The organism is Clostridia bacterium (genome assembly GCA_017410375.1).
In the GTDB taxonomy this organism is placed as follows: domain Bacteria; phylum Bacillota; class Clostridia; order RGIG6154; family RGIG6154; genus RGIG6154.
Genome location: JAFQQW010000051.1, coordinates 116,488 through 137,761, shown reverse-complemented (window position 1 = coordinate 137,761; position 21,274 = coordinate 116,488). Strand labels below are relative to the sequence as shown.

The following is a 21,274-nucleotide window of genomic DNA, read 5'->3' as shown; positions in this document are numbered from 1 at the left end:
AAAAAGGAGAAAGCGCTTGGCGATTTTTGCATTGTCCGACCTTCACTTGTCCGAACAGGTGGATAAACCCATGGATGTGTTTGGCACAAACTGGGAAAATTATACCGAACGGATAAAAGATATGTGGCAAAAAACGGTAAACGACACCGACACGGTTTTGATTCCCGGTGATGTGTCCTGGGGCACATACTTAGAGCAGGCGGAAAAAGATTTTCGCTTTATCGAGCAATTACCCGGTATAAAATACATCTCAAAGGGCAATCATGATTATTGGTGGGAAACGGTTACCAAAATGAATCAGTTTTTAGATGCCCATGCGTTCAAAACCATACGCTTTGTGTATAACAGCGCATTTTTAGCTGAAAATGTTGCGGTGTGTGCTACAAAGGGTTTTGAAAAGGAAACCGAAGAGCGGTTGAAGGCAAGAGAGCTTATGCGTATGGAAAACTCTTTGATAGAGGGCAAAAAGCTAAACGGAAGCAAAATGGTTGCCATGCTGCACTATCCGCCCTTTTACAAAAACGGTGAGCCAATTACAGAAATGCACGCGCTTTTGAAAAAATATGACGTACACACCTGTGTGTATGGGCACATCCACAACCGAGGGCACAAAATTCCGGTGGATGCGGAAAGTGATGGCATCCGATTCAGGTTGGTTTCGTGCGATCAGGTGGAATTTTGCCCTGTAGCTCTTGCATTCTGATGAAAAATATGATATACTATTATGCAGTTTGTTGTCTGTAAAGACAAACGGAACAGTTTTAATGAAGAAATTGTTCTTTACACATAGATTTTACTTTTAAGAAATGTTTAGGAGGAAAAACAAATGAGTGCAAAATTGATTAAAAAAGAAGGATATACCGTAGATTTTGAAATCACCGTATCTCCTGAATTATTTGAAGAAGGTATGCAGAAGTCTTACATAAAGAACCGCAAGCAGATTATGATTCCCGGTTTCCGTAAGGGTAAGGCTCCCAGAAAGTTCATCGAAAAGCTTTACGGCCCCGAAATCTTCTACGAAGATGCTGTAAACGAACTGTTGCAGACCGCATATCCCGATGCTGTTAAGGAACTGGAACTTGATCCTGTTTCCCGTCCTGAAATCGACATCAAAGAAATTGGTGACGGTAAAGATCTGGTTCTGACCGTTAAGGTTGACGTAACACCCGATGTAACCTTGGGCGAATACAAAGGCTTAAAGCTTGAAAAAGTTGTTTCTGAAGTGACAGACGCTGAAGTGGATGCAGAACTGACCAGAATGCAGGAAAGAAATGCAAGAATGATTACCGTAGAAGACAGAGCTGCTGAAATGGGCGATACTGCAAACATTGACTACCTCGGTACCGTTGATGGCGTTGCATTTGACGGTGGCAAGGCAGAAGGTCATGATTTAGAACTCGGTTCCGGCTCTTTCATCCCCGGCTTTGAAGAAGGCGTTGTGGGTATGAAACTTGGCGAAGAAAAAGATATCGACGTTACATTCCCCGAAGAATACCATGCAGAAGACCTTAAGGGTAAGGCTGCCGTATTCCATGTAAAACTCAACAAACTCCAGAAGAAGGAAATTCCTGCTCTGGATGACGAATTCGCAAAAGATGTAAGCGAATTTGATACTTTGGCAGAACTTAAGGCAGACATCAAAGCAAAGGCACAGGAAAGAAAAGACGCACAGGCAAAGGCTGACCTTGAAAACAAAGCGGTAGAAGCAGTTGTTGAAGGTATGACCGTGGACGTTCCGCCCGCAATGGTTGACGAACGTGCAGGCAACATGCTGCAGGAATTTGATATGCAGCTCCGTCAGCAGGGCATGAGCCTTGAAATGTACACCCAGTACACCGGCATGACCTTAGACAGCATGAAAGAACATTATAAGACCCAGGCTGAAGCTTCCGTTAAGGGTTCTTTGGCACTCGATGCAATTGCAAAGGCTGAAAAAATTGAAGCAACCGATGCAGACGTTGATGCTGAACTCGAAAAGATGGCTAAAGGCTACGGCATGGAAGTTGAAAAGATTAAAGAAATCATGGCAGGTCAGATGGATGCGTTCAAGCAGGAATGCGTAACCCGCAAGACTGTTGAATTCCTGGTTGAAAATGCGAAGGTAACCGAAGTTGCAGAAGCAACCGAAAAAAAGACTGCTGCAAAGAAAACAACTGCAAAAAAGACCACCACAGCTAAGAAGACCACTACAACCAAAAAAGCAGAAGGTGAAGCAGAAAAGAAACCCGCAGCAAAGAAGACCACCACAACCAAGAAGGCAGCTGCTGAAGGCGAAGAAAAGAAGACAACTGCAAAGAAAACCACTGCGACCAAGTCTACCACAGCTAAGAAGACCACCACAACCAAAAAAGCAGAAGGCGAAGCAGAAAAGAAACCTGCAGCAAAAAAGACTACTACTGCAAAGAAAACCACAGCTAAGAAAGACGCTGAATAATCAAATAAGAAGTGCGGAAGGTAAATTTTTAAAGTTTACCTTCCTCGCTGTATCATAACAAATTTATCGAAAAACATCGAAGAGAGGGGATTTTAGGTATGAAAGATCCGTTAATGAGTTTAGTACCCATGGTTGTAGAACAGACCAGCCGTGGCGAACGTTCGTATGACATTTATTCCAGACTTTTAAACGACAGAATTATATTCTTAGGTGAAGAAGTTAATGACGTTACCGCAAGCCTTGTTGTGGCACAGCTTTTGTTCCTGGAAGGTGTGGATGCAGAAAAAGACATCAGCCTTTATATCAACAGCCCCGGCGGTTCCATTACAGCAGGTATGGCGATTTATGATACCATGAACTATATCAAGTGCGATGTATCGACCATCTGTGTGGGTATGGCGGCATCTATGGGTGCGTTTTTGCTTTCTGCAGGTGCAAAGGGCAAGCGCTTTGCACTTCCGAACAGCGAAATCATGATTCATCAGCCCTTAGGCGGTACCCAGGGTCAGGCAACCGATATCAAAATCCATGCAGACCGCATTATCAGAATCCGTGACAACTTAAACGGTATTTTAAGCGAAGTGACCGGTCAGCCCCTGGAGGTTATCCAGAGAGATACCGAACGTGACAATTTTATGTCCGCAAAAGAAGCGATGGAATACGGTTTGATTGACAAGGTTCTCGAACGAAGATGATTCATTAGTATTTTAAGGAGGGCAAAACATGGCTACAGACGAGAGAAACTTAATTCGTTGCTCTTTCTGCGGTAAAACACAGAAGCAGGTTGCGAAGATGGTTTCCGGTGGGCCCGGCCTGTACATTTGTGACGAATGTGTTCAGCTTTGTGTCAACATGATTTATGATGACGAGGCTGTGGAGGAATTCATGCCCGAAACTTCGGATGAACGAATCCCGACACCCGCAGAGATTTGTGAGCAGTTAGATCAGTATGTCATCGGGCAGCAATCTGCTAAAAAGGCACTTGCTGTTGCGGTATACAATCATTATAAACGCTTAAATAGCCTGGACGAAAATGACGAAGTGGAGCTTCAGAAAAGTAATATTTTGTTTTTCGGTCCCACGGGTTCGGGTAAAACACTTCTTGCGGCAACCTTAGCGAAAATTTTGGATGTACCCTTTGCGATTGCTGACGCAACAAGCCTTACCGAGGCAGGCTATGTGGGCGAGGATGTGGAAAACATCCTGTTAAAGCTCATTCAGGCGGCTGATTTTGATATTGAGCGGGCTGAGCAGGGCATTATCTATATTGATGAAATTGATAAAATTTCCAGAAAATCGGATAATCCGTCTATTACCCGTGATGTCAGCGGTGAAGGTGTACAGCAGGCTTTGTTGAAAATCTTAGAGGGCACAGTGGCTTCTGTTCCGCCTCAGGGCGGCAGAAAACATCCGCATCAGGAATTTATTCAGATTGATACGTCAAACATTCTGTTCATTTGCGGCGGCGCCTTTGACGGCTTAGAAAAAATCGTAGAAAAACGTCTTGGTAACAAGGTTTTGGGCTTTGGCGCAGACCTTGGAAAAAGTGTAGACCGCAGTCAGGACTTTTTCAAGGCGGTTGAACCGCAGGATTTATTAAAGTTTGGCTTGATTCCTGAGTTTGTAGGACGACTTCCGGTTATGGCTTCTCTTTCAAAGCTCGACCGTGAGGCACTTGTACAGATTTTAACATTGCCTAAAAACGCATTGGTTAAGCAGTATGAAAAGCTTTTTGCTTATGACAACTGTGAACTGGTTTTTGAGCAGGAGGCATTAGAAGCCGTAGCTGATCTTGCCATTGAGCGCAAAACCGGTGCCAGAGGCTTAAGAGCCATCATGGAAAATGTGTTGCAGGATACGATGTTTAACCTGCCGTCACATCCGGAAATCAGAAGGTGTCTGATTACAGCGGATGTGGTGAAAAACGGCACACAGCCGATTCTTGAATAAGGAAAGTATTAATAAATAAAACCCCTTTAAAAAATTAAGGAGAAAAGAGATGGATTTTAGTATAATTGTAACAGGCGTCCTGGAGGAAAACTGTTACATTGTGTATGACGAAGCGGGAGAGTGTGTGATTGTCGATCCCGGCGATGACAGCGAAACCATTGCAGATTTTATCGCGGAAAACGATCTGGAACCGAAAGCAATTTTGCTGACCCACGGTCATTTTGACCATACGGGTGCGGTTGTAGCCTTGAAGGAAAGATATGAGCCCTTGCCGGTTTATATTCATTACGATGACCGTAAAATGCTCAAAGAAGAAGAGCAACAGGGTATTTTTGATTTCGGTACAGACGACGAATTTGAGGCGGATGCCTACTTTGAAGACGGTGCAAAGCTTAATTTCGGTGACTTAACCTTCACCGTTATACATACACCCGGTCACACCAAGGGAAGCTGTTGCTTTATCTGCGAGGATGCGCTGTTTGCAGGGGATACTCTGTTCCGCAGAAGCATCGGACGTGTAGATCTGCCGGGTGGTAGTTTGTCGGCTATGACAAAAACCCTCCGGGACAAGATTGCAACCTTGCCCGGAGAGCTTACGGTTTACCCCGGACATGGTGAAATTACGACCATTGCAGAGGAACTTGCAGAAAATCCGTATATCCTCGAAGCACTGGACTAAAAATCATATTTTATTTTCAAAAAATGCAAAAAAAGACTTGACAAAACGACGTGAATTTGGTATAATAATTCACGTCGCAAGAATGCGGGTGTAGTTCAGTGGTAGAACCCCAGCCTTCCAAGCTGGTCGTGTGGGTTCGATTCCCATCACCCGCTCCATAAATGCGCGCCTGTAGCTCAGCTGGATAGAGCAACTGCCTTCTAAGCAGTGGGCCAGGAGTTCGAATCTCTTCAGGCGCGCCATTTTTACAAAAAAGCCTTTTTTTAAAAAAAGGCTTTATATATGGCGGTTGTAGCTCAGTTGGTTAGAGCGCCAGATTGTGGCTCTGGAGGCCTAGGGTTCGACTCCCTATAATCGCCCCACATAAGGACAACAACTTTGATAGAATTGTTGTCCTTTTATTTTTGCTTTTATTTAAGCCATTTCCAGGTTTCTCATTATAATTTCAAACATAAAAACACCGCTATCCGAGCGTAAAATTCCGGGTAGCGGTTATTTTTTTATATTCAAATCGTGAAATTTATAGGGTAATCGTCAAACTTATGGGGTAATCGTGAAATTTTTGAGTAATCGTGAAACTTATGGGGTAATCGTCAAATTTTTAAGAAAATCGCTAAATTTATGGAGCAACCATGTAAAATGTACCCTATAATATTTCAACGGAGAAACCCCTGTTACTTTTTTGAACATTTTACTGAAATAGGAACTACTTGAAAAGCCTATCCGCAGAGCAAGCTCTTCAATAGTCAGTTTTTCTTCGCGCATCAGCTCTATGGCTTTTTCAATGTGCTTTTTGGTCACATGTTCAATTACGGTACAACCAAAAGAAATGTGAAAATTGCGGTATAGTGCACTTTTGGAAATGTTGGCACTTTGGGCAATGTCCTGAATTGTAAGAGGCGTCTTTAGATTTTCGTGGATATAACAGACAGCTTCGCTTATGTTTTCATCATATTCGGGAGTAAGCATGTTTTCCAGCAGAATGTGCTTGACAAGAAGCTGCGCAATATTGGAAATGCTTTTAATTTGTTCTAAATTATATAGCGGAAGCTCGTCGCGATATTTTTTCATGGTGAGAAGTCTTTCTTTTTACGGTGCAAAAGGCTCAGTGGTTGCCAAGGGCACATTATTGCAAGTGGAAGAGGGACGTGTTGAAGTTCTTGCCGTTTCGGATGCAGGCGGTTATGATGCCGACCAGAACCGAAGCATGGTTGTACCCGTTCCGTTAGAGGTTACTTTCGGAAATATGTACACCAAAGAAATAGAAGCCTTCGGCAAAGCGGTCTTGGGTGAATGCGACGTTCCCATTCCGGCAGAGGATGCCATCCGTTCTCAAAAAGCCATTGAGGATGTTTATAAACTGAATACATGAGTAACAAAAAGAACCGATAGTTGATACTAAATCAGCTATCGGTTTGTTATTTTTTCTGATGAATCCATAGGATGTATCATTTGGAAAATTGCTTTTAAATGATAGAATTTTGAGCATAGAAAAACGCCACCCGAAAATTAACAGGTGGCGATTTGGTTTGGCAGGAGCTATTTATTGTGCGGATTTGCTTGAAAAAACGGGGCATAGTGAAGTACCTTTGTTTACATCGCATTCCCATACAAAGAGTTTCTGGTTGTTGGAAATGGTGTATGATTTACTGTTGTTAATACTCACGATTACCTGTTCGATCCGTGCATCAAGCATTTGGTTTTGGTCACTGTATGTAGCGACCGCAACAAACAGACAGCAAGCACCATCATTTGAAAGGGTATAGGTGTTTCCGTTTCTGGTAAACTGCAAGCCTTTTTTAGAATCTGCGTTTGTTATGTAGAGATTTCCCCATTCATAGGCATCTGTGTGTTCTGATAGACCCACAACTGTTCCCTGAAGTGCCCCTATATATGTGCCGTTTTTGTATTCATGGGTGTTTTCCGGTATGTCTGTGTAGATGATGTCGTTTACGGAAAAATCAAGTCTGTTGCTCGCAGAGGTGTTTATTACACTGTTTACGATGGGAACATTGTCAAAAAGTACATATCCTTTTTCTATAACATCGGTAGTGCTGGTTAAGTCTTTTACTTTCAGGTAACCGCTTAAGTAACAGTCTTTAAGTGCATTTTGTGCAGTAGCATTGAACGGGAAAAAGCTGATGCTTTGATTTTGAATACAATATTTGCTTTTTCCGGTTGTAAGTGGCGAACTTACACCACCGAGATTGCTTACAATAGACATAGATATCGGCTCAAACGTATATTTTTGGGGTTCATAAACTGTAATTTCCTGTGGAGCGATGGTGTATTCTTTGTCAAGCGTTTTAATACCGTCTTGGTATTCGGTTTCAACATTAAATACGATTTTTTTGTTTCTGTCAGTAACCGGAATGAAAAATTCGTAGGGAAAGTTTTCGTCAATTTCTGTTTTAATATCACTTTCTCCCTCAAAACGCCATTTGAGAGTGGTTTTTATAATGCCTTTGTTCCCGTCGCCGCCACCGACTGCCTTTTCGCCTTGTTCGTTTATGAATTCATATTGTTCTGCTGAACGTCCGCCCACAAAGATGTAACCCATATAGTTGTCGGGTGCAAGTGCAAGTGCATACGCTTTAACATCGTAGCCTTTATCGATGTCATAAGTGAATGTATAGCTATTGTTTGGCTGTATGGAGTAACTTTGTTCATAATCTCTTCCTTCGTACATAAGACCGAGAGCAGAGGTGCCCAATTCGTTCTGCGCTGTTTCGTTGAATACTATTTTGGCGTATTCGGGCATGTGGATGCCGGAACCGGATACTGCAACTGTCACAATTCCCTTTTCAGGAATTGCAACAGTGAGCTTGTTATCTTTTACGACAGTAGTTGCCGCGTTGCCGGTTTTGTCGTAAATGGTTGCAACTGCTCCGTTTTTTATACCGAGGTCTGCGTTAAATGCAACTGTTATATTTTCTGTGTTATCACCTGCATTGGTCAGAACAAATGCCGCTCTGCCTTCGTTTCTTCCTGCAATCCAGTCAATCTGCTTTGATGAAACTTCAATTGTGCCTTCTTTAAGCCAGGGCCACATTTCCTTTTCATCATAAATTACGCCGGGCTCATGACCATACATTCTGTTGTTAAACCATGCATAGCCCTGAATTCTCGTATTGGGAAAGTTTACCTTTCCGTCGGATTTTACATAAGCATTTGAAAAAAGATAGTCGTGAATTGCTGAGAGTAATACAGGTGCGTGGTGAAAATAAAGGTATGTGCTGTCGAATGCCTCTGTAGGATAATTTTCAAGACCGTAAATGGTTGTGTAGTTTCTGATGTAATATCCTGGATAATTTGCAAATCTACCTACCAACGAGGAACGCGCAAGGTCCATCATAAGCTCATCGCCAGAAAGATAACCAAGTCTTAAAACATCGCCTGCCCAAGTTGACATTGTAATGTTTGCACCTTCTAAACAGGTCGAAAATTGCTCAACACCAAGACCGGTTCTTGAAGTTACCCATGCAGGATATGGTTGTGTCATATCACGGACATTCATGTAGTTTTCATCATAACCTTTGATGATGTATTCGTTGTAGACAGAACCGTTTTCGGATATTGTGCTTCCGGTTGCTTCCATAAGAGCACCTCTGCGGTATCTTCTGTCTGCTATAGACCAGGCACTGCTGCGTCTTTGCTTGTCTTCAGCCACTAATTGCTCTGTGTTTTCAATCCATAAAACATCTTTGCTTTCGGGAATATCGGTGATTCTGAGTGAAGGCAAAAATCTTCTTGCACCTTCAACTGCACCTTCAAGATATTTTGTATCACCTGTAATTTCATACGCATCAAGCTGTGCCTGAAACTGTGGAGTGTAGCTTATGTTAATGAAACTTTCAAGGTCGGGAGTTTTATCACTTGAAAGAAATGAACGCTTGATTAGATATTCGTCTGCATTGGCAATTGCAAGAGGGAAGGTTTCAGAGCCGTTCGCACGCTCGTACCAATAGTAGTCGGTGGTGTTTTTAAGATTCATTCCTGCAGATTCAACATTGGTATTCATGAATCTGCTCTTTGCGATATTTCTGTAAACAGGCATCTGGCCTCTGCTCATAAGATATGCACCCTCAAATGCAGCGTTACCCATGCCGATAGGAGTGTACTCAAGTTCTTTGTTGATAGGTCCTTCTGACTCACTTCTTATTGAAAATCTGCTATGAATATGTGAATTGCTTCTTGTGAGCATTGAACCCATTGACGGGAGAGTTCTTCTCATTAAAAGGTCATAGTCTTCGGTAAGAAGGTAATTCTGAAGATACGAAAGACCATTAGAGTTTGTTACCCAGTTTGAGTCTTCGATATTATAGTGACCAATCATATTAGAGTCCCAACCGCTTGCCTCATCGTCCTTTAAGAAATTCAGAATGTTGAACGCGGCATCTGTCATAGATGAATAGTAATTGTCACGGTAGTCGTAAACACCTCTTAAGTCCTGTGCTACGTGTTTGTACATATCGTACCATCCTCTGTTTTCACCTAATGTTGATACGATTGACAAGGGTCTGTAAGAGAAAGTGTATGTATCTCCCGTTTTGAAAGAAGAGTCAATACTTGCCATTTTAGGAGCAAAAATTGCAGGAAGAACTCCGCCGTTTTCACCTGTGGTGTTCATTACAAAGTCTGCATTTTCTTCTTTATAATCAAGGTAAGTGCTTTTATATGTTCCGTCAGGGAGCTTATCTTCGTTCCACTCTTTTGTAAAGGTGTATTCAGCTGTATCGTGCGGCCATCTACCTGTTTCATACTCTGAGCCTTCAACAGGAACTGTTAAATCTATTGATGATCTGTCAACCGCAACACCGAGTGAAATTTCCTGACCTTTTTCATTCATTTTATAGGTCATTTGAGTGTGGTCGGTGGTTGAGTTAGTTTCTGTTATTGTAACTCCGGGGTCAGGTAATCTGCTTTCTTGCCATCTGTAAGGGTTAAGAACATAGCCCACTTTGTCTCTTGCAATTTCCTGAACCTCGTTGAAGAAACCAAACGAAAGTTCACCGTCTTGTTTTGCGGTCGCAGTAACCGTAACTTTAGGCTCTAAATCATTTTCTTCAAGGGTCCACACCATAACAAGCGAAGCGTATGTTCCGTCAGCTGTCATTTTAACGGTGTTTTCGTTTATCTGTTCAAGAGTTTCAGGAATAATCCATTCTGGTATACCTGAACGGAATACATTCTGATCGTTTATACGCAAAATTCCCGATTGTTCGGAGGGATATTCGGTTTGAAATTGACCGTAGTATCCGCTATAATTGTAGCCTGTTGCTTTTGTTGCAAAAAGTGACATCACACCGAATCCGTTTTCATAAGGAATGGTAACGACATCATCTGTTACAACTTTTCTTTGAACAACAGTTTCGCCACTTTCAGTTATACCTTTTCTGAAAGATATCGTTGTATGGCTGTTTGAAAGAGTTGCACATAAATCTACGGAAGTTAAGTTTCCCATATATTTTTTAGGGAATTGAATACGGTCACTGTATGGGGTAATTGCGGGGAAAGGTTCTGCACAATAAATTCCCATTTCACCCGTAAGGGTTTTGTCAAAATTTTCGTCCTGCGTTATAACAATTGTGTCAAATCTTGCAAATCCTGACAGAGCATGAACTTTAAGTTCAAGTTTCCCATCTTCGCCTACAGTTATTGTTTTTGAAGGTGCTGTCATTTGTTCCCAATCAAAATATGGGATAGCTTCGGCAGAATTTGGTTGACTGTTTTCAATGTCAGTGCCAACAAGGTGGGTACCGAAATATCTTGATTTTGATGCTGTTTCGTTAAGCTTATAAACTGCTTGTCCGTTTATTTCAAGATAAAACGCTCTGTCGCCGGTGGAATAATCACAGTCGACGGAATGAACATAGACATAGTAATTTCCGGGAATAAGATTTTCGCCAATTATTATTGCAGGGTGTTCATTTGCATAGGTAGAAACCATAACTTTGTCCTGATAGGCACCGTTTTTAGGATATGAGGAGCAGGACCAACTGCCTGTTTCTGAAAAAAGATCAGGTAGAATGTGATATGCGGCCTTTGCACCATTTACAAACTTAACATCTGTAAGTCTGTTTTGACCCGAAGTATTACCTGTTACGTTTATGTATTCGGTTTCGACAGATGAAAAATAAGCAGTTGCAATTTCAAGCCATTCACCGCCATTGCCACTTACTATTTTTTTGGCAAATTTACGAATCTGACCATTTGCTGTGATAATTTCAAGACCTATTGTGCAATTAATGTTCTCAGTATACCCGCTTGCATATTTAGGGATCCAGTAATAAAGTGTTGTCCATCCGTTGAGTGTTGAAGGGACTTCAAATTTTGCTGTACCTCCACCAATAGGTGAACTGGTTTTTCCGTCATATCTCTTCAAACTTGATGAACCGGTCCAACCTGAAAATTCAATACAATTGTCAGTAGTTGGCGTAACTATAATTCCGTCTTCTTCAGCAAAAACCGGTGTTCCTACTAAAGGTATAAACATAAGCAATGCCAACAATAAGGTTAGTCCTCTTTTTGTCATGATATACATTCTCCTTCTTTTGTGCAGAATTTTTGTATTTGAAATTATTGATTATGGCTTGCTGATGATTGATACAGAAATAGGATTATTATTTATTATGTCGTTTTCTGTAAATTTAGTAAACAAAATTTCTTTTTCTTTGCATCTGCCTCTGTCATAAACAAGAAAAATTTCGTCGTATAAAACATCGACATCGGGATAGCTTGTTTCACCCACATCATCCAGCATATATTTGTATTTAAATGTTTTTCCGTCGTCTTCGGATAAATAAATACTCATGTTGGTTCTTATTTTGCTGTGGTCATTGTTTACAAGCAAGATTCGCCCTGATTTCAATTTTTGAATGTAAAATCTTGTATTAGGACTAATTATTCCGGTTTTTTTAGCTTTTGTCCAGTTGATTAAATCATATGTGCTGCTTTCTGCGATTTCGCCTACAGTACTTCTTGCAAACATTCTAATTTCGCCGTCATCCTTTTGATACGCCATAGTTTCATCAAAAGGTGTTTCAATTTTTTTCGCACCATATCTTCTTTCAAAGGTTTTGCCGTTATCTAAAGATACCGAATAACCATAATTTTCGTTAGTTTGATCATAGTTAAATAATACCCATTCTTTGTTTCGGGTAATTAAAGGTTTGCATCTTAAAAAACCTGTTCCTATACATCTTGGCTTTGAAAATTTGATTTCATTATCGTCAGGGTTTTCACATACCATGTTCCAACAAGCATGAACTTTATCATCAAAATAGTAACCACCTACACAAAGATGTCCGTCATCTGTTGTAAAACCTCGTTTTCCTTTATATTCATCTGTACAATACTTTTCGTTAGCTTTCGTAACATCATTCTGTACCCAGAACACATGAAGATTTCCGTCAGGAGAAATCCACAACTGAATATCAAGTGCCTGAAACATTTTCTCTTCATTACTCGGTATTATCACAATAGGCTCTGACCATGTTTTTCCTTTATCGTCGCTGTATACAATTAAGTTGTAGTTTTCAATATGAGGCTCACAAATCCCACCACTGTACCAACCTGCAAACAGACGACCGCCTTTTGTTACAGCAATAGTGGGGCATCCTTGAAATTTTCTTATGCCTTCCGAATATTTTTCTTGCTTTTGATTTACAAGAATGTCTGCCGGTATGTTTTTTGCATTTGACATTTAAAAATCTCCCTGAAATTTATTTTTGACTCTTTTTTATATATTCTGTCGGTGATACGCCTGTGAATTTTTTGAATACATTAGAGAAATAGAATTGGTCAGCAAATCCGCAGCTTGATGCTAATTCATAAACAGATGTAATTCCTGATTTAATATCTTTTATTGCGTGATTTATACGCATTTCGTTCAAATACTCTGTAAAATTAACTCCGACTTCCTTTTTGAATACGGCTGAAAAGTATTTATCACTATAAAAAAACATATCTGCAACCGATTGCAAAGAAAGGGAAGGGGTTGCGTAATTTGCTTCAATATAATTTATAATATTCTTGATTTTTATTTCTTTTTTTGTTTCTTCCTCAGAATTTTTGCTTAAGTAACTGAGTGTATATTTAAAAACGCAATCGGTTAAGTTTTGTGCATTGGAGGTTGTAAATCTTCTGATTGATTCCATCCAGAAAGCGATTAAATGTTCGTATCCGCAATATATCGCTGAATGTATGTCTATATTCAGATCTCGAAGCAGGTTTTCCGCTATACATCCATCGAATGAAATATATAAAAATGAAAGGTCTTCACTTTCATTTAAAGTATAAGAAATGTAAGGAAATGTAAAAAACAAGTCGCCCTTTTTCAATTGCATTTCCATATTTGCCTGCTTTAAAATTCCGGTACCCTTTGTTACAAGATTAACTCTGTAAAACGGATTGTAAAAAGGTTGTTTGAGTCTGCCTGTGCCGTTTTGATACACAAAATGATAATAACTAATTTTGTCATCCGATTTTTCGAAATTAATAAAATTGCATATATCTTTCATATTCATCACCCAATTTTAATTATACATAATTTTTATAAAAAAGCAATATTAGTGTGGGTTATTTACATCAAAATATGGGTATTTTCTATGTTCAATTATTGGGAGTTCTGCTATAATTTGAGAAGTAAGAGATGTTCAAGTGCGATTTGAATTTGTTTACAACAAACATTTGTTACTTAAAAATTTATTGCAGAAAGGAAATACATTATATGAAAAGGGTTCGTTTTGGCGTGGTCGGCTTTGGTGGCAGAGGAAGAAATTTAGCTAAATCGGCTGCACTTATGGAAATATCTGAATTTGTTGCAGCATGCGACTTGTTTGATAATACTTGGTATGAACAGCAACAAGGACACGCAGCTCCGTTTGCAGATATGTTCTCTGATACTCACTTTTATAATAGTTATGATGAAATGCTTGAAAATGAAGAGCTTGATGCAGTTATAGTAGAAACGGGAGCAGAGGTACACACTGAATTCTGTTGCAAAGCTTTGAAAAAGAACATCAATGTTTTATCCGATATTCCAATTGTTGCAAGCTTGCAAGAAGCGGATTACATCTGGAAGGTTGCAAAAGAATCTAAGGCGAATATTATGGTAGGTTCAAATGTAAATTTCCAGAGATTTGTCGTGAAACTTAAAGAGTTTTATGAAAAGGGGTTACTTGGAAAGCCGTATTGTATGGAATGTCAATACATACACTGGCCTCTTCCTAAGGCTGTTTTTGAATACAAAAATGCCGACTGGCGAAACCATTTAAGCCCAATCAGATATTGCACACATTCTTTAGGACCATTGCTTACAATTGTGGAAGAAGAGCTTAAATATGTAAGTTGTTTTGGTACAGGGATGCACGCTGACGAGTATGAAGATGGCATGGATATCGATGACATGCAATGTGCACAGTTCAAAACAGAATCTGGTGTTATTATACGCCTGATGAGAAACGGTAGATGCACTGCAAAAATGGGTCATCATAAATACAGAGTTTTTGGCACTGAAGGTTATATGGAAAAAGAGGATATATTAAGCCCTGACGGAAAGGGAATTATTCGTTATAATTCTACCAGAGAACTTGAAAATGTCACAAAAGAAATGGACGGAAAATATTTGCCGTTTGAATATGAGAATCATGAATATGCAAAGAACTTGCCAGGTCATGGCGGTATAGACTATGCCATGATAGAACATTTTTTCAAAGCATTGATTAATGGCGAAAAAATGCCTGTTACTCTTAAAGAAGGACTTGCAATGACTTTGCCGGGAATTTATGCAGAAGAATCTGCAAAGAGAAATGGTGAAGTTATAAGAATGACATATCCTTGGAATGAGGATTGGTCAACAGAGTTTTAAATAGGGATTGTTTATATAAAAGGAGGATAAGTAGATGAAAAAGATAGTAGCTACACTTGTATTACTTGCGATGTTTGTGGGAATGATTCCTGCAACATCTTTTGCCGCAGATGCTTTGCTTCCTGCACAGAGTGGCAGTAATATGAAATTCAATGCGGATAATACATATATTGTAATTACTCCTGAAATGTTCAAGAATGAAAGTCTTGGCGGTTGGTTTCTTCAGAATGGAGGGGCTTACCAGAGCCATCGTGCTAAGTCAATGCAGGACTCAGATGCAGACAAAGTCTTAAAGGATGCAAGTTTAAATATTGCAATTCCTAAAGATGGGGAATATACGGTATTTGTTCACTCCAGAGATTTCGCTGAAAACAATCCCGGTTCCAGAAATTTTGATGTACTTTTGGATGGCGAAAAAATCGGAACAGCCGGACAGCATAAGTTAGAAGGCTGGGCATGGGAAAAGATGGATGCAAAAGCGCTTACAAAAGGTGGACACATCATTTCCTTTGCAGACAAGCAGAAATCGGCTCGTTTCGACCTTGTTGTAATCACAGATGATAAAAAATTCTTTCCAAGCAATATTCAAAACGAAATGGTTGAAATGGAAATTAAATATGCTTATGATATCAACAAAGTGGTTGAAACAGAGGAAAAACCGCCAGTAGAAGGTGCATTGCCGAATGCTTTGTTGCCTAAATCTGCAGCAACTAATATGAACTTCAAAAACGGTTGTGATTATTTTGTTATTACACCCGAAATGTTTGAAGATAAGGGCGGTTGGATGTTACAGCAGGGCGAACCTTTTAACTCATATCGTAAACAGGTTATGGTGGATTCAGGCGAGGGTACAGCATCTGCAAATTTTGTTTTCAAAACACCGAAAGACGGTACATACAAAATATTTGTTCATTCCAGAGATTTTGCAACATCAAGCCCGGGAGAAAGAATTTTTGGTGTAATCTTTGACGGTCAGAATATTGGTAAAGGTGGAGCACACTGTGAAGAAGGTTGGACTTGGGAACAGATGTTGCCTAAATATGTAACAAGCGGCGAAAACCTTTTGTCTATTAAAGATAACGGAAAATTCGGTCGTTTTGATTTAATCGTAATCACAAACGATTTGGATTTCTTTCCCGGTAACACAGCAGAAGAACTCGTTAAATTAGAAACAGAATATGCTTATGACGCATCAAAGATTACAATTGAAGAAACAAACAGATTAGCAGACAGACCGGACACTGAAATCGCAGTTAAATTTAATGGTGAATGGATGACATTTGATGTTCCACCAATGCTTATTAATGACAGAACAATGGTGCCGATGCGTGCGATTTTTGAGGCATTAGGCTGTGATGTAAGTTGGAACAACGATTCTGAAACTGCAACAGGTGACAGAAATGGTAAAAAGGTTTCTGTAACTATCGGTTCTGATATTGCAGTAGTTGACGGCAAACCGACTAAAATTGATCAGTCTGCAGTTTTAATCAATGACAGAACACTTGTTCCGCTTCGTTTTATTTCAGAAGCATATGGTGCAGATGTAGAATGGGATAACGACAACCAGGTTGTAACAATCAAAGCTGTTATTCCTGCAACTGCTTACTATATCATGGACAATTCATATAACACTTATGGCACATGGAAACCTGAAACCAAATTATCGGACGGTTCAGGAACTTTAATCGGCACACAGCCTGAATATACGGGCGGTGCAGAGGTTACAATTGAGGATGCAGATGCAAGAAACACAAAGCCTGCAGTATGTAAATTTCAGGTAGCAAAAGAGGGCGACTACAAAATCTGGGTTCGTGCCCGCGACTTTGAAACAAATCAGCAGGGTACTCGTTCCTTTGATGTTCATGTGAATGGAAAAGAAACAGCAAGAAGATATGGTCAGCACGGAAAAACAGGCTATCGTTGGGAAGATGGCGGTATAGTTCATTTAAACAAGGGTGAAAATGTTGTAGAAGTTCTTGATACATCAGGCTTCTTTGCTCGTCTTGCGGGTATCTATATTACATCTGATTTGGTGAATGTTCCCTCAAACAGCCACGAAACTTTACTCGGTCTTGCGACAAAAGTTGATCCTTCGGCAACTGCTGAGGTTGTTACTTTCCCCAGATGGGCAACGGAGGAACTTGCTGCAACTGAAACTGTTTCAATTTCTTCTGATAAAGTGAAAGTTAATTTCTATACAGTAAATGATGGTAACGGAAAGCAGTTTATCCAGAACGAAATCCTGCTTAATGATAACGGTAACTGGCTTGTTGCAAAAGCGAAAACCGAGCAATTCGGTTTGTTACAGCTTAAAAGTGATGAAGCATCAACACCTGGCTCTTTAACGGGTCATTATATGGCGCAGGTTAAGTTTAACAACAATGATAAGGAGTTTGAATTTCAGACCAATCAGCTTTATAAAATGGGAGAAAATACTTGGTTAATCCCGTCTAAAGCTGAAAAGGTGGGAGATAGTGTTAAGGTTTACTATGACGATGTAAACGGTGCATCTGTAGTTGAAACATGGGAGTTTGACAGTTTGGCTGATGCGCCGAAGGTAACACTTAATGCAACTTTCTCACAGAAAGGTAACTATTCTTTTGTTATGTCAAATGGCGGAGAAGTAATTGACAGCGATATGGACGCTGTTACAATGCCGTTTATTTCAATTGAAAGACGTGCTCCTGATAGTGCTAAAATGGTTATTGCTAAATATATGTTTACACCTATATCAACTGTAACTATCGCTTCGGATAAAACAGGATTTAACAAACCTTTGACAAGAGGTGTTGCGGTTGAAGGTTCATTGATTCCTGATTGGACTTATGATTCAAATTCAACATTCATGGGTGGCTTAAGAGGTGCGTCGCAAGGTTTGCTTGGTGTAATTGCAGCACCGATTATGGGATATGAAAATGCAAAATTCAATCCCGGTGACACATATTCATTTACCTACAGACCTGTAAATGAATTGAAAGATTGGTTCGAATCTTACAAGAGTATTGTCACAAACTATTATAATTACCATGACGGAAGAAACAATTACTATGCTTCGCTTAATGATGCAATTTATAATGCAACCGATCTTATGATGGATGATTGGTACGGCGGATGGGATGATATCCACAAAGCACATTGGAACGAAGAAGCGAAAGGTGTTTCAACACTTTCTACACCATTAGCTGCAACACAGAGATTTTTACTTACAGGTAACGAAGATATTTTAGAAAAACGAGCAATTCCGACACTCGCTAATCTGATTGGCAGAAATTACTATCATTTTAAGCGTTCAATGGATATGAACACAATGTATACGCCCAACTTGCCGATTGCAACAGGTGGATATAACCGATCCTTCCCATCAAGTACATATGTAGGTGCATACAATCTTACACAAGGTCAGTCACCGTTTATGTTAGGACTTGCTGAAGAAATGGGTGTTGCAGGTGGTGCAAATATCGGTCCATTCCATACAACACTTAACGCTATAACACTTTATCAGGTAACAGGAGAACAAAAATATCTTGATGAAGCTAAAAAATATGGTGATGCGTACATTGAAGCTACTTTGGGAAACGAAGAATATATGACAAGTGAAAGAGACTGGGTGAAATTTACAAATATTGATTTTTATCCCAACCTTTCAACTTTGCTTGGCCTTTATGAAATTACAGGAGAACAAAAATATCTTGACGCTGCTGAGAAAACAGGCAGAATGCTTGCGGCGACAACCTTTACAATGGGTTTTCAGGACGGAAAATCTGATAAAGATATTGTAATCAAGCGTGAAGAAGTATTAGAACACTCGGGTGCGGTTGCAACTGCTGCCAGCCACTACTGGCATGGTGAAGAACAATGGACACTTCGCGGCAAAGAAACAGAGCTTCTTCCTGAAGAAGAAACAGTTCCCGGATGGTTGCCGACTCGTGTAGGTATAGGTATTGAGTCGGGTACAGGTCACGAAATTGCAGACTCGGGATGTCAGGTAATGTCTGCGTGGGCAGCTGATATGGTAAGACTTTCTGAGTACACAGGTGAAGAATATTTCTATGATTTAGCTAAAAATGCTATCATCGGCAGATATGCAAACTATCCCGGTTACTATGTGTGGACATACAGCGTTCATCAGATGAAACCTGATTATCCTTATGTTGGACCTGATACAACACAGCTTTATTATCACCACATTCCGACATTCTTAGGTTTTGTTGAAGATTTCTTAATCACAGATGCGTGGGCTCGTTCAGATCAGGCAATTAATTTTCCGAGCGTAAGACATGAAAGCTATGCATATTTTGGTCAGAATGCCTATGGCTATGAACCCGGTAAGGTTTATGATTTAGAAGATATGTGGATATGGAACGACAGAGGTATCGTGGAAGCTGACACTGTATTGCTCAACTACTTGCCTGCAAGAAAAGAGGGAAAGCTTGCAGTTGCGTTTATGAACACCGATAAAGGAGATGTAACCTCTACCATCACATTAGGTGAAAAAGTTGAAGGCGGTGCATCTTATTCAGGAGCTGCAACAGTTTATGATGCTAAAGGAAACAAATCAACAACTGAGGTTGTTAACGGTAAGTTTACCATTACAATTCCTGCAAAAGGAATTACAACAGTAGCACTCGATATTCCGACAATCAAAGTTCCGAATTATGCTGAAAAAGGCAATTTTGTGAATGGTTCTGATTTAGGAGGAACTGTTTCCGAACACAATCGTGGCAGAGGATATGTATTGCAGCTCACACCTGATAAATATTATGCGTTTATCTATGTAACTGATGCCGACGGAAAAGAACCCGGAACAGCAAAATCAGAGTACAGAGCAAATAGTGCAACACTCAAATACACAGTGAACGGAAAGACTGAAACGATTGTAAATAAGGAATATCCTTATGAGTTTATTATTCCTGTAAATGACGTGGATGCAAAGTTTGAATACACTATTTCGGTTGAAAAGACTGATGGAATAAAAGAGAAATTAGGTGGCGGAACACTTATGTCTGCTCAAAAGTCCAAAGCAGACGGCTTTGAAAGTAAGTTGAAGCCAATTTATGATCCTAATAAAGCAAATCTGCCGAGTGTTTCAAGTGCATTACCTGAATTTGAGCCTTTTGAAATTAAATATGCAGGTGCGGGTTCAGGAAACAATAAGTTGCGTTTTGCTGTTCCACTTGACCAGTTTAGAGGCAAATTTGAAATCAGTGATAATGTTTTACAAAATGTAAAAGCAATTGTTGAGTTTACAAACATTGAAACAAATAAGACAATTACTGTTGAAACATCTGTTTTCGGTAATGAATCACGACCGAATGATCCGACAAACTTCACTTTGTATATTGAGCCTACTGCTGAAATGCCGGCATCATCATACAGGACATCAGATGACAAGCGTAATAAATTTAAAATCACATTAGTATATCCTGATTAATAGAAGATGTTCTCTATACATATCGAAGAAAAAAGAGGAAAGTGAATTTATGGCGTTTTATATGGAAGAAATGACAGTTCGTGATATGGAACTTGCAATGCAAAAGACAAACACGGTTATTATACCTGTCGGAGTTGTTGAACAGCACGGATATCATCTGCCGTTAAGCACAGATATTCACAATTCTGTTCAGCTTACACGCTGTGCTGGGGACAGGTTAAATGCAGTTGTTGCACCTGCTTTGCCGTACTGCTTTTCAGGCGGAACATTGCTTGGAACTGTAAATGTCAGCCCTAACACATTTGGATTGATGATTTCTGAAATATGTTCTGAATTTGTGAGAATGGGTTTTAAAAACATAATTGTTCTTTTGGGCCACGCAGGAACGGACAACAAGAATGCTCTCAAAAGTACATTGGAGATGCTTTTGAGAAGAGATGAAAAACTTGCAGAGAAAATAACATTGGCATTGGTTGAATGTTGGAATTTATCGCCGACCTGGCTTGGAGGGTTTGCTATGGAGCCTGAACACGATTTTCATGCGGGCTTGATTGAAACATCTCTTATGATGTATTGGAAGCCTGAACTGGTTAGGAATGAAATTTACATGGATGATGAATATACATCTAAAATGATGCGTACCGACCAGGACTGGTTTGAAAAAAGAGAAAAAAACATCGAAAGCCCGTTCGTGGTAGAAAAAGTGGGACAGCGTGATGAAATCAAAGTGGGTGTTATGGGATTTCCTGAACGTGCCAGCTGCGAAATCGGAGAAAAGGTATGCAGTGAGATGGTTGACAACTTAGTTGAATTTGTAGATGTTCTTGAAAGTAAAAACAAATAAGAACCTAACTGTACAATTTATTTTTAGGGTCATTCCTATGTTTTTAGCTGTAAATTTTAACTTGG

13 protein-coding genes and 3 tRNA genes are annotated in these 21,274 nt (G+C 39.9%); 12 read left to right on the top strand and 4 right to left on the bottom strand.

Annotated features, from left to right (window positions below):
- The first annotated feature begins 16 nt into the window (after positions 1-16).
- The 8 genes from IJE10_07630 (at position 17) to IJE10_07595 (ending at position 5,425) form a co-directional block, all read left to right on the top strand.
- A complete protein-coding gene (locus IJE10_07630) occupies positions 17-703 on the top strand; it encodes a metallophosphoesterase (protein MBQ2967967.1) in 687 nt (228 codons plus the stop codon).
- Positions 704-826: 123 nt separating this feature from the next.
- Complete coding sequence (locus tag IJE10_07625; GenBank protein ID MBQ2967966.1) at positions 827-2,434, top strand: trigger factor; 1,608 nt, start codon at positions 827-829, stop codon at positions 2,432-2,434.
- Positions 2,435-2,547: 113 nt separating this feature from the next.
- Positions 2,548-3,129, top strand: a complete 582-nt coding sequence (gene clpP, locus IJE10_07620) for an ATP-dependent Clp endopeptidase proteolytic subunit ClpP (GenBank protein ID MBQ2967965.1) — start codon at positions 2,548-2,550, stop codon at positions 3,127-3,129.
- 28 nt (positions 3,130-3,157) lie between these two features.
- Positions 3,158-4,384 (top strand): ATP-dependent Clp protease ATP-binding subunit ClpX, encoded by a 1,227-nt coding sequence (gene clpX / locus IJE10_07615; GenBank protein ID MBQ2967964.1) that lies wholly within the window; start codon positions 3,158-3,160, stop codon positions 4,382-4,384.
- Positions 4,385-4,433: 49 nt separating this feature from the next.
- Positions 4,434-5,063 (top strand): MBL fold metallo-hydrolase, encoded by a 630-nt coding sequence (locus IJE10_07610; GenBank protein ID MBQ2967963.1) that lies wholly within the window; start codon positions 4,434-4,436, stop codon positions 5,061-5,063.
- An 84-nt stretch (positions 5,064-5,147) separates the two neighbouring features.
- Positions 5,148-5,221: transfer RNA gene (locus IJE10_07605), tRNA-Gly, on the top strand.
- A 7-nt stretch (positions 5,222-5,228) separates the two neighbouring features.
- Positions 5,229-5,305, top strand: a tRNA-Arg gene (locus tag IJE10_07600).
- Positions 5,306-5,348: 43 nt separating this feature from the next.
- A tRNA-His gene (locus tag IJE10_07595) sits at positions 5,349-5,425 on the top strand.
- Positions 5,426-5,642: 217 nt separating this feature from the next.
- On the opposite strand, the gene IJE10_07590 is transcribed toward IJE10_07595, so the two are convergent.
- Entirely contained in the window at positions 5,643-6,134 is a 492-nt protein-coding gene (locus IJE10_07590; protein ID MBQ2967962.1) for a helix-turn-helix transcriptional regulator, read from the bottom strand.
- Between IJE10_07590 and IJE10_07585 the strand changes: the two genes are divergently transcribed.
- Complete coding sequence (locus IJE10_07585; protein MBQ2967961.1) at positions 6,133-6,435, top strand: hypothetical protein; 303 nt, start codon at positions 6,133-6,135, stop codon at positions 6,433-6,435. The genes IJE10_07590 and IJE10_07585 overlap by 2 nt on opposite strands.
- Before the next feature lie 171 nt (positions 6,436-6,606).
- Here IJE10_07585 and IJE10_07580 read toward each other — a convergent pair whose 3' ends face one another.
- The 3 genes from IJE10_07580 to IJE10_07570 are packed head-to-tail and all read right to left on the bottom strand — an operon-like array spanning position 6,607 to position 13,585.
- A complete protein-coding gene (locus IJE10_07580; GenBank protein MBQ2967960.1) occupies positions 6,607-11,598 on the bottom strand; it encodes a hypothetical protein in 4,992 nt (1,663 codons plus the stop codon).
- 51 nt (positions 11,599-11,649) lie between these two features.
- A complete protein-coding gene (locus IJE10_07575; GenBank protein MBQ2967959.1) occupies positions 11,650-12,768 on the bottom strand; it encodes an exo-alpha-sialidase in 1,119 nt (372 codons plus the stop codon).
- Between the two features lie 19 nt (positions 12,769-12,787).
- The gene (locus tag IJE10_07570; GenBank protein ID MBQ2967958.1) at positions 12,788-13,585 is read right to left on the bottom strand and encodes a helix-turn-helix transcriptional regulator; all 798 of its coding nucleotides are present in this window, start codon (positions 13,583-13,585) and stop codon (positions 12,788-12,790) included.
- Between the two features lie 209 nt (positions 13,586-13,794).
- Between IJE10_07570 and IJE10_07565 the strand changes: the two genes are divergently transcribed.
- From IJE10_07565 to IJE10_07555, 3 genes are read left to right on the top strand one after another with little or no spacing between them, the layout of a single operon-like run.
- Positions 13,795-14,934, top strand: a complete 1,140-nt coding sequence (locus IJE10_07565; GenBank protein ID MBQ2967957.1) for a Gfo/Idh/MocA family oxidoreductase — start codon at positions 13,795-13,797, stop codon at positions 14,932-14,934.
- A 34-nt stretch (positions 14,935-14,968) separates the two neighbouring features.
- On the top strand, positions 14,969-20,365 hold the full coding sequence (locus IJE10_07560; protein ID MBQ2967956.1) for a hypothetical protein: 5,397 nt from the start codon (positions 14,969-14,971) through the stop codon (positions 20,363-20,365).
- 49 nt (positions 20,366-20,414) lie between these two features.
- Entirely contained in the window at positions 20,415-21,209 is a 795-nt protein-coding gene (locus IJE10_07555; GenBank protein MBQ2967955.1) for a creatininase family protein, read from the top strand.
- Positions 21,210-21,274 lie beyond the last annotated feature (65 nt).